This window comes from Bacteroides bouchesdurhonensis, from assembly GCF_900155865.1.
In the GTDB taxonomy this organism is placed as follows: Bacteria; Bacteroidota; Bacteroidia; order Bacteroidales; family Bacteroidaceae; genus Bacteroides; species Bacteroides bouchesdurhonensis.
On record NZ_LT707006.1, the window covers coordinates 1,595,933 to 1,611,295 of the forward strand.

Annotated in this window: 11 protein-coding genes; 5 read left to right on the plus strand and 6 right to left on the minus strand. The window is 39.2% G+C overall.

All coding sequences use genetic code 11. The features are described 5' to 3' along the window. Positions 1–98: 98 nt before the first annotated feature. Positions 99–2,210 carry a retropepsin-like aspartic protease gene (locus CZ225_RS06395; RefSeq protein WP_159441755.1) on the minus strand — a complete coding sequence of 704 codons (2,112 nt, stop codon included), beginning with the start codon at positions 2,208–2,210 and terminating at the stop codon, positions 99–101. A gap of 207 nt (positions 2,211–2,417) precedes the next feature. Between CZ225_RS06395 and hisS the strand changes: the two genes are divergently transcribed. Continuing rightward, positions 2,418–3,782, plus strand: a complete 1,365-nt coding sequence (gene hisS, locus CZ225_RS06400; RefSeq protein ID WP_077153419.1) for a histidine--tRNA ligase — start codon at positions 2,418–2,420, stop codon at positions 3,780–3,782. A gap of 63 nt (positions 3,783–3,845) precedes the next feature. Here the strand turns inward: hisS and CZ225_RS06405 are convergent, their stop codons facing one another. The 5 genes from CZ225_RS06405 to CZ225_RS06425 are packed head-to-tail and all read right to left on the minus strand — an operon-like array spanning position 3,846 to position 11,614. After that, positions 3,846–6,383 carry an alpha/beta hydrolase family protein gene (locus CZ225_RS06405; protein ID WP_077153420.1) on the minus strand — a complete coding sequence of 846 codons (2,538 nt, stop codon included), beginning with the start codon at positions 6,381–6,383 and terminating at the stop codon, positions 3,846–3,848. Between the two features lie 21 nt (positions 6,384–6,404). Beyond that, positions 6,405–7,613, minus strand: a complete 1,209-nt coding sequence (hydF, locus tag CZ225_RS06410) for a [FeFe] hydrogenase H-cluster maturation GTPase HydF (RefSeq protein ID WP_077153421.1) — start codon at positions 7,611–7,613, stop codon at positions 6,405–6,407. Positions 7,614–7,665: 52 nt separating this feature from the next. Continuing rightward, positions 7,666–9,087 carry a [FeFe] hydrogenase H-cluster radical SAM maturase HydG gene (gene hydG, locus CZ225_RS06415; RefSeq protein WP_077153422.1) on the minus strand — a complete coding sequence of 474 codons (1,422 nt, stop codon included), beginning with the start codon at positions 9,085–9,087 and terminating at the stop codon, positions 7,666–7,668. An 18-nt stretch (positions 9,088–9,105) separates the two neighbouring features. Beyond that, positions 9,106–10,164 (minus strand): [FeFe] hydrogenase H-cluster radical SAM maturase HydE, encoded by a 1,059-nt coding sequence (hydE, locus tag CZ225_RS06420; protein WP_077153423.1) that lies wholly within the window; start codon positions 10,162–10,164, stop codon positions 9,106–9,108. Further along, on the minus strand, positions 10,145–11,614 hold the full coding sequence (locus tag CZ225_RS06425) for a 4Fe-4S dicluster domain-containing protein (protein ID WP_077155725.1): 1,470 nt from the start codon (positions 11,612–11,614) through the stop codon (positions 10,145–10,147). The genes hydE and CZ225_RS06425 overlap by 20 nt, the downstream gene beginning before the upstream one ends. 199 nt (positions 11,615–11,813) lie before the next feature. Between CZ225_RS06425 and CZ225_RS06430 the strand changes: the two genes are divergently transcribed. From CZ225_RS06430 to CZ225_RS06445, 4 genes are all read left to right on the plus strand, one after another. Beyond that, complete coding sequence (locus CZ225_RS06430; protein ID WP_077153424.1) at positions 11,814–12,971, plus strand: glycosyltransferase; 1,158 nt, start codon at positions 11,814–11,816, stop codon at positions 12,969–12,971. Further along, positions 12,959–13,978: a lysylphosphatidylglycerol synthase transmembrane domain-containing protein gene (locus tag CZ225_RS06435; RefSeq protein ID WP_077153425.1), complete on the plus strand. Its 1,020-nt coding sequence runs from the start codon at positions 12,959–12,961 to the stop codon at positions 13,976–13,978. The genes CZ225_RS06430 and CZ225_RS06435 overlap by 13 nt, the downstream gene beginning before the upstream one ends. A 121-nt stretch (positions 13,979–14,099) precedes the next feature. Next, positions 14,100–14,222, plus strand: coding sequence for a hypothetical protein (locus CZ225_RS24570; protein WP_262351973.1), 123 nt, complete (start codon positions 14,100–14,102; stop codon positions 14,220–14,222). A 101-nt stretch (positions 14,223–14,323) separates the two neighbouring features. Next, positions 14,324–14,884 (plus strand): NUDIX hydrolase, encoded by a 561-nt coding sequence (locus tag CZ225_RS06445; protein WP_077155726.1) that lies wholly within the window; start codon positions 14,324–14,326, stop codon positions 14,882–14,884. Positions 14,885–15,363 lie beyond the last annotated feature (479 nt).

Consider the following 15,363-nt stretch of genomic DNA (forward strand, 5'->3'; position numbering starts at 1 on the left):
TTCTTGAATGTCAGAATGGTGCAACTGTCGGATTTTTGCCTCACTTTATATTTTATTATGGTATTATGTCGAGATGTTTGTGTCTGGCAAACTTTGATTTATTTGAGTTGTATGTGCATATCTCGAATATTAATTATCACCTTCTTATTCTGTTCTAATAATTCTTTTAAGGTAATGGTTTGCATTCCGGGAAGCGTGTTACCAATAGCGAAGCTTTCTACATCATTATTCGTAGGGCGATAGTAGCATAATATGTTTTGTATATTTAATAGAGGATATTCGATTCCTTTTTTGTCAGAATTAATAGTTTGGCTGGATAAAGTGATTTGATTAGTCCCCATACTATATTGCGGAATTAGCCGTAATAAATTGTTGCCTAAACAGATATTGTCTACTTCATCATTAATAAAGAACTGTACATTACAAGCAGTCATATTTCCTAATATCAATTCTTCAGCAATAGCTATTTTTCTATTTTTCATAGAATCATCTTCAAATTCAATCATCTTCATTTGATATTTAGTCGCGTCTTTTGACGAAATCTGACATTCTTTTTTATCAGGTGAGAAGTAAACTTCAGATGTTGTTTTGTTTATTTTAGCATTTACACATAATCCATTGTCATTTAAAGTTGCGGGGAAAATAGATTCAGGACTGTGCCAGTTTATCTTTAGTTTTCCTATTGGTTCTAGAGCAATACATTTATTTAATCCTCCTTTTAGATCAGGAGCTGTTTCAATAAAGCTCTTTGTAACCTTAATAGCTGATGTATAATCTCCGATGGCTGCAAAAGCGGCGGCTCGTATATTTAAAATTGTAGTTTTTGATCCTTCTTGATCCAGTTGCTTATTATACTTAGTTAATAATGAATCTGTATATTGAATACATATTTCTGATCGTTCTTTTAGAAATTCTAAAAACATACAGATGATCCAGCGTCCCTTCTCATCTGTTGTCGCTTCAAACCATTTACGATTTGCGTCTAAGCGAATAAAGTCACCGTTGTTAATACAAATAGAATAATGAAGAGGGTGTGTTCGATAACCTTTTCCGCTGAAAGTCATTTGATCAAGATCTAAAATACAAGATTCGAAGCTTGAAGTATACGGGAATCCCAATAACCCTTCACAAGTACCTGCTATATCATTGTGTCCTTGTCTGGTAAGGAACTGAACAGGATTTTCAAGAATAGAGTGCCATTCCAGAGAATTCTCCTGGATAGAGTCATTTGTATAAATAAGATTGCTGTCATATCCTGTATCAAACATATATTCTTCCTTCTTATTATTGTTCAGATGTTGGATATAGGGATGTCCGTCTCTGAAACACACATTCGGTTGAAGAGCTTTCTTTTGAGTGTTTTTCCTAAAAGTGACTTTGCCCGGTGAAAATTCGATGGATGATAATCTTGCTAATTCTTGCATTCCCAAAGTATTGCTTTGAGAAAAATAATCCGGGGCTTGTGGAGATGCTACTTTAACATTGATATTGTGATATACAATGTTTCCTACTTGCATTTTGTCTATTATTCCAGTAACGGCTTTTATATCTCCAAAATAACTTCCAACAATAACTGTATCTCCTAGCATGCGAACATTGCACTTTTCTGCTGTAGCATAGGAGAGAAAGGTAAATGGTGCTCCTGTATCGATAATGACATTTGGTATTTCAATGTTATTTATCTGAACAGGTATTCGAAGCGGAAAGTTCTGCGGAGTTGGAATCGTACAGATTTTCTCATTAAAATCTATTCTACTATCAGGTGTTCCGTCTAATTGACGGGCCACAGATTCAATCCAGGCAAATTCAGGACCTGTCTGAGAAAGAGAATCTTTTTCAAAGCTTCTGCAATAGATTGCCAATTCATTATATTTTCCTAGTTCGAAAAGGGCTTTAGCTTTTAAGTATTTATATTGGGGAGGATAATCTTCAGAAGCATAATATATGTACAATGAGTCGATACTTTTAATAAGTAGTTCTGGACGGTTGAATGCGTTGCCGATACACATTTGTGCATAAAATCTCATATTAGGTTCAAAATAAGCGGCAGAATCATTATGTAGTTTCCATATTTCAAAGAAAGAATCATTAGAACCTAATTCAATGAGTTTATTAGTATAATTATTTTGGATTTGACTTTGCACTTGAAGAATATGTACGGTGAAAAACAAGAAGCAAATAATAATTTGATGGAGATGCCGTCTGTTCATGCGTTTAATTTTAAGTAGGATGTATTTCATTGCAATGTTCGTCATTTATAGTGATAAAAACAAATATTCTAGTGCTTATTTCTTTTCTTTTTTGAACATCTACCTTATCTTTATTTATGAAAGTGGGTTTATTTAAAGTTTTAGTTAGTCGAGATTTTCAATAATTTGCTGTAAATTTGCGCAATTAAAACTATAAACAGTAATATTATGGCAGCAAAACCAAGTATTCCTAAAGGAACTCGTGACTTTTCGCCGGTAGAAATGGCGAAGCGTAACTATATATTCAATACAATTCGTGATGTATACCATCTCTATGGTTTCCAGCAGATAGAGACTCCATCCATGGAGATGCTTTCTACGTTGATGGGTAAATACGGAGATGAAGGAGATAAACTTCTTTTCAAGATTCAGAATTCGGGAGATTACTTTTCAGGGATAACCGATGAAGAACTTTTGAGCCGTAATGCAGCTAAATTAGCAAGCAAGTTCTGTGAAAAAGGATTGCGTTATGACTTGACTGTGCCTTTTGCCCGTTATGTGGTAATGCACCGTGATGAAATCACTTTTCCGTTCAAGCGTTATCAGATTCAACCGGTATGGAGAGCAGACCGTCCGCAGAAAGGACGTTATCGTGAATTCTATCAGTGTGACGCTGATGTGGTAGGCAGCGATTCATTACTGAATGAAGTTGAGTTAATGCAGATCGTAGATACGGTATTCAGTCGTTTTGGAATCCGTGTATGCATTAAAATCAATAATCGTAAGATTCTTTCCGGAATAGCAGAGATTATTGGTGAGGCTGATAAAATAGTGGATATTACCGTTGCAATTGATAAACTGGATAAGATAGGTTTGGAGAATGTGAATGCCGAACTGAAGGAAAAGGGAATCAGTGATGAGGCTATCGCTAAATTACAACCGATTATACTTTTGAATGGAACCAATGCTGAAAAAGTCGCTACTTTGAAAAAGGTCTTGGCAACAAGCGAAGTAGGTATGAAAGGGGTGGAAGAAAGTGAATTCATTCTGAATACCCTGGAAACAATGAGATTGAAGAATGAAATAGAATTAGATTTGACATTGGCTCGCGGATTAAATTATTATACTGGTGCGATCTTTGAAGTAAAAGCATTGGATGTACAGATTGGTAGTATTACCGGTGGAGGTCGTTATGATAATCTGACAGGAGTATTTGGCATGTCCGGTGTCTCCGGTGTTGGTATTTCTTTTGGTGCCGATCGTATTTTCGATGTGCTGAATCAGTTGGAACTTTATCCGAAAGAAGCAGTAAATGGTACGGAAGTATTGTTTGTGAATTTCGGCGAGAAAGAAGCTGCTTTTGCTATCGGGATGTTAGCTAAAGTACGTACAGTAGGTGTTCGTGCTGAAATATTCCCGGATGCAGCTAAGATGAAAAAGCAAATGAGTTATGCCAATGCTAAGAACATTCCTTTTGTTGCTATCATTGGAGAGAATGAGATGAATGAAGGCAAAGCTATGCTTAAGAATATGGAAACTGGAGAACAGAGTCTTGTTTCGACAGAAGAACTGATTGCTATTTTGCGCAAATAAAGTATTTTTCTTGTAAAGAATAGGAGGTATGCAAAGAACTATTTTGCATACCTCCTCAATTTTTTATAGATGTCGTTCTGGATACATTTCATTCCACCATTCCGGTCGTTCTTGCAGCCATCGTGCAAACCAAGCCATGATAGAATTATGCCATTTGATGCGTTTATCGTAATCCGAGATAAAGTGGTTCTCTCCATCTACGGTGATAAATTCGACTGTTTTACCTAATATTTTGAGAGCATTGAAAAGCTGAATACTTTCCCCGATAGGCACGTTCGTATCGACAGTTCCATGCAATAGCAACAATGGAGTGTTGATTTTATCTGCATTGAACAGAGAACCTTGTTGGGTAAACAGTTCGGGATTATTCCATGGATAGCTGTCAGCGGCAGCAATAGAATTATATCCATAGCCCCAGTAACCTTCTCCCCAGTAACTGGTTACATTACTGATACCTGCATGTGATACAGCGGCCGCAAAGATGTCAGTTTGAGTCTGCAAATACTGAGTCATAAATCCACCATAAGAAGCACCAATACATCCGATTCGTTTCTCGTCTACAAACGGATGTTCTTTACAAAATTGCTTTGTTCCTTCAATAATATCATCGGCAGTACGCTTTCCCCAAGCATTGACGTGACGGGCAGAAAACTCTTGTCCGAAACCGATCGTGCCGCTAGGCTGGATGACATATACTACATAATCTCGCGAGGCAAATAACTGTGCACAATACGGGCTACTGATACCGCGGGTTGTAGGAGTCGTTCCACCGTAATAATATACAATCATCGGATATTTCTTATTTGGATCAAAATTGGGAGGTAAACACATTTTTCCTGTAATTACAGTTCCGTCTGAAGCCGTAAAGTTCCAAGGTTCGGTTTTTCCTAATTCAATTTTTTCCAGAATTGGTTTCATCGGATCTGCCAATAACCGGGACGTTTTCTTTTTCATATCATATAGGTAGGCAACACCTGTATTATGATCTGATTGACCGATATAAGCTGCTATCCATGGATTATTTTCTGCTAAAGTGAAAGACCCGGTAACATCTGTTTCTAAATTCAACTTTTCAAATTCATTGCTTTTGGGAGAATAGCGGTAAATGTTTTTGCAGTCACCATCATCCGTGTTGAAGTAGATACATCCATCCCCTCGGTTCCATTGCAAAAGACTGACGGTAGGATTGAAGTCTTTGGTGATCGGTTCCATCTTACGGGTAGCCAAATCCATAATAAATGCCTGAGTGTCGTAATCATTGGCAATAGGATGATTGCCGCAATTTTTACCAATCCCCCCAAAAGCTTCGGGGCTTGCAGTTAGTAATAGTTTTTTTCCGTCCGGAGAATACTTTGCTCCTCCCAGAAATCGTTCTTCGTGGAAAAGAGTATCTACTTTCAGTGTTTCCAAATCAACGAGATAAAGAGAAGACAGGGAGTAAGGGCGTTGGGTGATATTCTCCCTTGAAGTACTGTATATCAGATATCTACCGTCCGGAGAAATGTCTTGTAAATAGGTACTGTGATTACCGTAAGTTAAACGTTCGGAAACTCCATCGATTATATTATACTTAGCAAGGAAACTGCGTCCGCGAGTATTTGGAATGCGGTCTGCCGGACTGACAATACGGCGTAAATTCCCTGTTTCCTTTTCTCCTTCTTCGTAAGGATAATAAATAAGATACTCCTCAGTAGGCGACCATGTGAAATTTTGTTCGGGAATTCCTTTTAGAATTGTTTCTTCTTGTAACGTAGCAGGATCGAATGTAACTACATCATTTCCGCTAGAAGCAGTAGCAGTATAATACAACTTATCGCTTTTCGGCATCCAGCGCATGCCATCCTTTACATTTTCTAAAATCACTTTTCCGCTTTTCAGGTCGGTGAGTTCGCAATAGATGCGTGAACGCTTGGCAGAGTGGTTGTTCCAATAGCGGGTTAATAGATATTTTCCACTGGGAGAGATGGATACAGCAATAACCTTGTTTCCGTAGACTGTATTGTCGAGAGCAAAACGTTTTTTTGCATTCGGGTCCAAAATGCAGGTAATATCTTTGAATTTCTTGTCTTTTATAAATTCACTTTTTAGCGTGGGTATAGCTTTATCTTCGGAAGTAGAAAGTAGTTTGAATGTAATTTCATAATCTCGTTCCGGTTCCAGGCTGATAGCAATTTCATGGGAAGAGGCAGAGGTGATGCTATCTTCGGCATTCTCCTTTTTGTGCTTAGAAACTCCGTCAATGAAAGCTTCCCAGCGTACAGGTGAAGTAACTTTTAACTTACCTTTAACGAAACGGTCTGCTCTAATTTGTGTCTTGAGCAAATAGATTTTACTGTCTTTCTCAGCTTTCGTTAGTTTCAGAAATCCGGTGGTGTCTACTGTTAGCGTTTGCATAGGTGCATCGGGCAAGTCCAATACTACCGGAGTCTGAAGTAACATTTTAGTTGCATACTTTTCTCCTTTAGGATTGATACTGTCGTTCATAATAGGAGTACGTACATCAATTGCATTACGAACTTGGTATTGCGTCAATCTTTCCTGTGCTTGGAGAATAACGCCGGTTGCCAGAAAAATGGCTAAAATCATTTTTTTCTTTTTCATGTGCAGTGTATTTTATAAGTATTAGTATTCGATGTGTTCCAATATTCCGTTTAAGAAAGCGATAGCTACTCCATAATTTGTCATAGGTATCTTTTGTTCTCGGGCACGTTCAATGCGGTTGAGTACATATTTACGGTTGAACATGCAAGCTCCACAATGTATGACTAACGAATATGGAGTTAAATCTTCTGGAAAGTCAGTACCCGAAACCATGTCGATGGATAACTTCTCACCAATTCTTTTTCGTAATAATCGTGGGAGTTTTACTCTTCCTATATCCTCTGAAAGTGGAGCATGGGTACATGCTTCGGCTATTAACACGCGTGATGATTCTGTCAGACTTTCAATGGCGGCAGCACTTTCGATATAGAAATGAATATCCCCCTTATAACCGGCAAAAAGAATGGAAAAGGACGTGAGTTTACTCTCTTCCGGCTTCTGTTCATAAACTCTTTTGAAAACTTGTGAGTCCGTAATAATTAATTTTGGAGGACGGGCAAATACTTTTAATGTTTCTGGCAATTTGTCGGTAGTACATGTCGCAATGAGGCACTTCTTGTCTAGTAATTCACGAATCGTTTGTACTTGTGGCAAGATCAGTCTGCCTTTAGGAGCTTGAATATCCTGAGGCATAACAAGTAATACAAGATCGTTTTCAGTCACAAGTTTACCGGTGATACTTTGTTCTTCAAACGTTGTAGGTAGCTTTTCAAGAATAGCCAGACGGATCTGTTCAATACCTGTCCATTCTTTGGTACTGACTAAAATAGGATTATTTCCTAAAAGCTCTCTTATACGTTTGGCAAGAGATTCTGTCGTTTTCCGAATATCCGTTTTGTTGATTAGAAGAATAATCGGAATATTCCTTTCTTTCAGTTGTTTATACCAATAGAGTTCCTCTTTCAACTCCGGTTCTTCATCTGTAGCGTCACCTCCACAAATCATAATAGCAATATCTGTTTTCTCTATCGCCTTTTTGGTTTTTTCAATGCGCATCTTTCCCAATTTCCCTTCATCATCGAATCCCGGTGTATCGATAAACAGACAAGGACCTATTCCCTGAATTTCCATAGCTTTCGATACAGGATCAGTCGTAGTACCCGGAGTGTCGGAGACAAGAGCTACCTCCTGTCCCGTCAATGCGTTAATGAGAGACGATTTTCCACTATTACGCTTTCCGAAGAGAGTGATATGTAGCCGGTTGGCATTTGGAGTATCTGATAAACTCATAATTTAGGATTGGTATGAAATGAATGATTGCTACAAAACTACATTTTATTATTTAGAATCTAAAGTCTCTTTTGCCTTCAGTTATCTCTTTTAAGTTCCTAATTGCTATTTCTCTGATTTTTGGGTTCGGTATTCTTTCTACTTCCTTTTGAATCAAAGAGACTCCTTTTTTTCGAGTATCTTCCGAGGCGTAATCTTCCAGATATTCTTTCAGAGTCATTAAAGCATTCGGTCCACAGCAATTGGCTATTTGGCCGGATTTGACCAATGACATAAAACGGTCTCCGGTTCGTCCTTCCCGATAACAGGCAGTACAGAAACTAGGAATATATCCCAGCTCGAGTAACCAATTTACTACCTCATCCAATGACCGGGTATCGCTTACATCAAACTGAGCTGAATTATTTGTTGGAAGTTCTGTTTCTGCATATCCGCCGACACTGGTACGGGAACCGCCACTTATCTGTGAAATCCCTAGTTCCAATACCTTTCTACGAGATTCTTGTGATTCACGAGTCGAGATGATCATTCCTGTATAAGGAACGGCAATTCGGATAACCGCTACAATTTTACTGAATATCTCGTCAGAGATCGCATTGGGAAAATCTCTCGCATCTATATCGTCTGCCGAACAAATACGAGGCACGCTGATAGTATGCGGACCTACCCCGAATCGGGCTTCCAGATGTTCAGCGTGCATTAGTAATCCTACAAAATCATATCGGAACGTATTCAAACCGAAAAGTACCCCCATTCCTACATCGTCGATTCCTCCTTCCATAGCACGATCCATAGCTTCCGTATGGTAGGCGTAATTGCTTTTCGGACCGGTGGGATGGAGATTCTCATAGTTTTCTTTGTGGTAAGTTTCCTGGAATAGAATATATGTGCCGATTCCTGCTTCTTTCAGGCGGCGGTAATTTTCTACTGTAGTAGCAGCAATATTCACATTAACCCGTCGGATTGCCCCGTTCTTATGCTTGATGCTGTAAATCGTTTGGATGGATTCCAGAATATATTCTATCGGATTCAACGAAGGATGTTCACCGGCTTCAAGTGCCAGACGTTTATGCCCCATATCCTGTAGTGCAATTACTTCTTTGCAGATTTCCTCTTGCGTTAGTTTTTTACGGGCAATTGTTTTATTCTTAGCATGATACGGACAATAGATGCAACCATTGACACAATAATTAGACAGATAAAGTGGGGCAAACATCACAATACGATTGCCATAAAACTTTTGTTTGATTTCTTTGGCAAGATGAAAGATTCTTTCTATCAGGTCAGGCTGATCGCACTCTAATAGTAAAGCTGCCTCCTTGTGAGTCAGTCCTTTGCAGAGAGCAGCCTTTTCGATAAGTTGCTCTATCAAAACACGGTTATTCTTATTAGCCTGTGCATACTCCAAAGTTTCTAGAATCTCTTCGTGGTTGATAAACTCTTCTGCTTTTGATGAATCTGCTTGGTATATCATAGTTTTCTATTTAAATTCTCAACTCTCGTTTTTCAACATCTCATGTTTGAAGTCCCCTCTGTCAGTCGAAATCTCATATCCGATGGATTGCAATTGTTTTTGCAAGAGTATTAATCCTTCGACCGATTCAGCTCCCAGAGAAGCCTTGTTGTCATATAATTCATATTTTTTCCGTTCATCGCGTGGCGATAGGTTGGGCATGACAACATTAGCACCTGCTAAGATACCTCTTTCCCGTCCGTCGGGCACTAGAGTGGCAAGGGCTGTTGTTGCCGGAATCAGTGCTGAAGGGTGCATGAGTCGAAAGATAGACAATAAAAGCAATGTTTGTTTTACTGTTCCATTTGGAAATTGTGCAAAAGGTGTATCATGATGGGGTAGAAAAGGTCCGATACCAATCATTTCCGGACGTAACTTTTCGATGAATAAAATATCCTGTATGAGATGTTCTACTGTCTGTCCTGGGCTACCGACCATGATTCCCGTTCCGGTTTGATAACCGATTTCTTTTAAATTCCGCAAACATTGTATCCGATGTTTGCAAGACATCTCAGCAGGATGCAATTGACTGTAATGAATTTCATTATAAGTTTCATGCCGTAAAAGATACCGGTTTGCCCCTGCTTGGAAAAAACGTTGGTAGGCTTCGTATGGCTTTTCACCGAGCGATAAGGTGATGGCACAATCGGGGTACCGTTTTCGGATTGCTGCTACAATGGCTTCTATCCGGTCATCTGTCAAACCGGGATCTTCTCCACCTTGCAGCACGAAAGTTCGGAATCCAAGGGCATATCCCTCTTTACAGCAATCAAGTATGCTTTCCATACTCAATCGATAACGTTTAATATGCGAATTCCCTTTTCGGATACCGCAATAGAAACAGTTATTCCGGCAACAATTGCTGACTTCAATCAGCCCACGGATATAAATCTTGTTGCCGAAATGCTGTAGGCTGACCTCTTGTGCCTGCTTATTGATGTGACGCAGAGTTTCCGCGTCACATTTAGTTAGTAACTGTCGAAATTCTTCCGGTTGGAGAGTTTTTTCCTGTCTTAATTTATCGATCCATTGTCTCATAGCTTTCTTTCCGCTTGAGCAACTCTTGCGCCAACTGGCGACGTCCCGAGACAATGTCATTATGTGTGCTAGGACCGGTAATACAACCACCTTCGCACGCCATCACTTCCACAAATTGTCCGGCTATCTTTCCTGTCTTGGCAGCAGCACGAAGTACTGCAATATGTTTCTTGTTGATATCTGAGATCTGAATTGCATTGATCTTATCCGCTTCCTCTTTCAGATAAGCCTTGACTGCTCCCATTACGCCACCAGCTTGAGCAAAGCCATGCGCTTCGCGAACAGAAGTCTGAATGACAGAGAACGCTTGAACTTCTTCCAACTGAATATCCAGTCCGTCAAGAATCGAACCAACCTCTTCAAAAGTAAGGATAAAGTCTACGGCTTCATCGCGACGTATTTCTTTTCGTTTGGCTACACAAGGACCGACGAATACGATTTTTGCATCCGGGTGCTTTTCTTTAGCAATTCGTGCCGCATAGTACATGGGTGAACCAGTACTTGAAACATAAGGTTTCATTCCGGGAATATGTTTTTCTACTAGTTCAATGTATGATGGGCAACACGAAGTAGTCATAAATGGCTGTCCTTCTTCCAGCTTTTCCAATAATTCATGGGCTTCGTTGCTGGTGGTCATCATTGCACCTTCGGCCACTTCAATGATATCAGTAAATCCTATTTCCTTGAAAGCTCCGTATACCCGGTCAATGGAAGTATGGAACTGGCCGAGAATGGATGGAGCAATAATAGCCACCATCTTCTCACCTTTACGGATACGTTGCAATACATCAAACGTTTGTGAGATTTCGAAGATAGCACCGAACGGACATGCATTCATACATTTTCCGCAATAGATACATTTACTTTCGTCAATATGTTCAATGCCATGTTCGTCTTTGCTGATTGCTTTTACGGGACAAGCTTCTTCGCAGGGAACAGGGATATATACGATTGCATGATAAGGACAACTCTTATGGCAGATGCCGCAACTGATACAAGTATCATGATCAATCATTGCTTGCCCGTTTTTCTTGAAGCGTATCGCGTCTTTCGGACAGTTGATATAGCAACTGCGAGCTACACATCCGCGGCAAAGATTACTTATCTCATAATTGATTTGTACACAAGAAGAGCAGGCCTCATCAATAACGCACATGATATTTTCCTTGACTGGTTCCGGACGGTTCAATGCCTTTTTCGCATAATCAGAGAGCGGAGTTACTTCGTCAAGTTCATCCGTCATATCGAATCCCATTAATGGGAATGTTTTATATTTCCAAACTGCACGTTCTTTGTGTACACAGCAGCGTCCCATTGGTTTCGATTTGCGCGGACTCAGTTCAATAGGAAGATGATCGATTTTTTCTACTAACTGATCAGTTTTCCAGAGCCTTACAAGGTCAGCCAGCAACTTGTGCCGGACAATCATAATATTATTCGTAAATGCCATATTGTGTTTAAAGGGGTTGTTAGCGTCTGCAAAGATAATTCTTTTAATTCTGATTTTTGAATTATTATTTATGAAATATTCGTTGGCAAGGAGATTGTGATGTAAATTTCCGGGTTTGAAACTCTTCTTGAATGTAACATCTTCTTCAAACAAATGTAATGTCTGAGTTGTTTTTTGGCAATCATATTAATAAAAGATAATGATAGGTTTATTCAACGATTGCTTTCCGCCTATTATGGACGGAGTTTCATTGACGACACAGAATTATGCTTATTGGCTGAATAAAAAAGCCGGTAACGTATGTGTGGTAACTCCAAGTGTGCCCGATGCCAAGGATGAGGGAACTTATCCGGTATATCGTTATTCTTCTATTCCTATTCCGATGCGTAAGCCTTATCGATTGGGCTTTCCACGCATTGATTGGCCTTTTCATACCCGTATTCATAAGCTTTCTTTCGATTTGGTACACGCTCATTGCCCTTTTTCTTCCGGATCATTGGCAATGCGTATTGCCAAATCACAGCATATTCCTCTTGTGGCTACATTCCATTCCAAGTATCGTTCCGATTTTGAACGGGCTATCCCCTGTAAAAAAATAGTCGATTATCTGATTCGTAATGTGGTTCGTTTCTATGAGATGGCAGATGAGGTTTGGATTCCTCAAGCTTCTGTTGAAGAGACTTTGCGTGAATATGGATATAAAGGGAAAGTTGAAGTGGTGGACAATGGTAATGATTTTGCTGACGGAGCACCCATAGCAGAATTAAGACGTGTGGCGAGAGAAACGTTGAAATTGAGTGATGATGAAATGATGTTCCTGTTTGTCGGACAACATATTTGGGAAAAGAATCTTTCTTTTTTGTTGGAGGCATTGGCGCGGATAAAAGAACAGTCGTTTCGAATGTATTTTATTGGTACAGGATATGCCGCTTCGGAAATCAAACAAAAGGCATGTGAGCTATCGCTCATGGATAAAATAACTTTTGTGGGAAATATAACTGAACGTGAACGGTTAAAACGTTACTATGCTGCTGCCGATCTATTCCTCTTTCCTTCGTTGTATGATAATGCACCGTTGGTAGTGCGTGAAGCTGCTGCTTTACATACTCCCTCATTGATGATCAGGGATTCTACAGCAGCTGAAATCATCTCGGATTCTTCAAACGGTTTTCTGAGTACAAACAACGTAAATGCTTATGCTGAAAGGATTACTGAATTAATTCGGCAACCCCGTCTGATTACTAGAGTAGGAGATGAGGCTTCGCGAACCATCGCCCGCTCTTGGGAGAATGTAGCAGAAGAAGTTTACGATCGGTATATGAACCTAATGATACGGAAGAAACTGTGGAAGCGATAAAGAAACCTTTTAGATTCTCTTATGTGATTATTCCTGTCGTAATCGGCCTTTCGGTGGTAGGTTGGCTGTTTGGGAAGGAATTCAATCCTCAAATATTCTCGGATATTCATTTTTCCTGGAGATTGTTGGGCGGTCTGTTGCTTGCCTTTCTGTTTATGTTTGGGCGGGATGGCGGACTGATAGCCCGGTTCCGTTATCTTTCCGAAAATACTCTTTCGTGGCGGAAAGCATTCAACGTCAATATGCTTTGTGAATTTGCTTCGGCGGTAACTCCATCTGCAGTGGGAGGGAGTAGCCTGATTGTTCTTTTTCTGAATAAAGAAGGAATTAATGCCGGACGAAGCACTGCATTGATGATTTCCTGTCTCTTTTTAGATGAATTGTTTCTGGTAATAGCCTGTCCGCTGGCATTGTTATTCTTTCCATTTTCCGAGTTATTTGGAACTATAGCTGTTTTCTCGGAGAGTATCAAGTTGCTATTCTTTGTGGTGTATGGAGTGGTAACAATCTGGACCATTCTATTATATTTGGCATTATTTCATCGTCCCGAATGGGTAAAGCATTTGCTGATCAGTGTTTTTCGTTTGCCGTTACTTCGTCGTTGGAAGAAAGCAATTGAAGAATTGACGGATAATTTAGTGGAAAGTTCTCATCAAATCAGTGGCAAACCTTTTGTATTCTGGCTGAAAGCGTTCGGGTTGACTTGTAGTGCCTGGGTTTCCCGTTACCTGGTGGTGAATGCGTTATTGTTTGCTTTTACTACGGATGGCAGCCAATTAGTTGCTTTCGTTCGTCAGCTTATCTTGTGGGTTGTGATGACTGTCAGTCCTACTCCCGGTGGAAGTGGAATAAGTGAATATATGTTTCAAGTATATTATGCAGACTTTTTCTCTGTTTCGGGAATGGCACTGGTTGTTGCTTTTGTCTGGCGTATCATTACTTATTATATGTACCTGATGGTTGGGGTTTGTATTATTCCGGGATGGTTAAAGAAGCTCAATTTTTAAGATTTTTGAAATATTCTTGAAAAAAATTTGTAGCTTACATGCGTTATCTTTGTATGCAGATAAAATAAAAGGAGGAAGAGATATGGATGATGGTCTTTTAGAACAAAGAAATCGATATGCTATGATTGGAGCATTAATGATCATTATTAGCCTTATATTTTTATTCTATATAGGTAGTTCAATGGTCAGCGCAACAAAGAAATATCTGGAACAGGTACAAGGGATGGAGATAACTTGCCAGTAACTGTTATTAAGTAGGTAAATTTCTTATCTATAATTCATTCTATTGTTTTGTTAGTAGGACCGAAAATCATTATTTTTGCCTAATGATAAATCAAAAAGATGATGGAAGAAAAAGAAAGACCTTGGAAAACAGTCAGTAGCAAATATTTATTCCGCTATCCTTGGCTGACTGTACGTTGTGAAGAGCTGTTGCTCCCTAATGGAAATCATATTCCTGAATATTATATTCTGGAGTATCCGGATTGGGTAAATACAATTGCTCTAACCAAAGAAGGCAAATTCATTATGGTTCGACAATATCGTCCGGGTATTGGGAGATATTGTTACGAACTTTGTGCGGGAGTTTGCGAAAAAGAAGATTCTTCTCCATTAGAATCTGCCCAACGTGAATTATGGGAGGAAACCGGATACGGAAAAGGAAACTGGCAAGAATACATGGTGATCTCCGCTAATCCAAGTACACATACTAATTTAACACATTGCTTTCTCGCTACGGATGTGGAATTGATTGATCATCAACATCTGGATGCTACGGAAGACTTGACAGTACATTTACTGACACTGGAAGAAGTAAAAACACTGCTGGAGAATAATGAAATAATGCAGGCATTGAATGCTGCTCCACTTTGGAAATATATGGCCAATATATGTATTCATAAATAGATGCTTATCATTAATACACAGATAGTACTAGCTAATTGCGAACACCTGTTTATTGGAAATTATAAATTCTCTCTCTACATTTTAAAAAGGATAATTATCTGCCATCTTGCACCAACTTGTGTATATCTATTTGATATATATAAGTTTAATAGTGTGCAAGATATGTGTTGCAGATGTGTGTAAGATACATTATCTTGCACATGTTTATATTAGATTAATGAAGACTTCATTATTGTATTATTTCCTATTCGATATTGTTTCAGAGTATTTTTGTTACTTGGAACGCTTTGTTTCATATAGGAGAACAAAGTGTTTCATATAGGAGAACAAAGTGTTTCACCTAGAGAAACAAAGTGTTCATACGGTTGAAACTATTGGTTTCTCGGTGTGAAACTAACAGTTTCATGCCTTGAAACCAATGGTTTCACACCGAGAAACTATCAATTCGCTTAGGTGTTTGCTTGCTTCCACTGATATGA

Excerpts from the sequence above, each read along its gene's own strand:
- CZ225_RS06395 (WP_159441755.1), bottom strand. The coding sequence starts at position 2,210 with ATGAACAGACGGCATCTCCATCAAATTATTATTTGCTTCTTGTTTTTC.
- hisS (WP_077153419.1), top strand. The coding sequence starts at position 2,418 with ATGGCAGCAAAACCAAGTATTCCTAAAGGAACTCGTGACTTTTCGCCG.
- CZ225_RS06405 (WP_077153420.1), bottom strand. The coding sequence starts at position 6,383 with ATGAAAAAGAAAAAAATGATTTTAGCCATTTTTCTGGCAACCGGCGTT.
- hydF (WP_077153421.1), bottom strand. The coding sequence starts at position 7,613 with ATGAGTTTATCAGATACTCCAAATGCCAACCGGCTACATATCACTCTC.
- hydG (WP_077153422.1), bottom strand. The coding sequence starts at position 9,087 with ATGATATACCAAGCAGATTCATCAAAAGCAGAAGAGTTTATCAACCAC.
- hydE (WP_077153423.1), bottom strand. The coding sequence starts at position 10,164 with ATGAGACAATGGATCGATAAATTAAGACAGGAAAAAACTCTCCAACCG.
- CZ225_RS06425 (WP_077155725.1), bottom strand. The coding sequence starts at position 11,614 with ATGGCATTTACGAATAATATTATGATTGTCCGGCACAAGTTGCTGGCT.
- CZ225_RS06430 (WP_077153424.1), top strand. The coding sequence starts at position 11,814 with ATGATAGGTTTATTCAACGATTGCTTTCCGCCTATTATGGACGGAGTT.
- CZ225_RS24570 (WP_262351973.1), top strand. The coding sequence starts at position 14,100 with ATGATTGGAGCATTAATGATCATTATTAGCCTTATATTTTTATTCTAT.
- CZ225_RS06445 (WP_077155726.1), top strand. The coding sequence starts at position 14,324 with ATGGAAGAAAAAGAAAGACCTTGGAAAACAGTCAGTAGCAAATATTTA.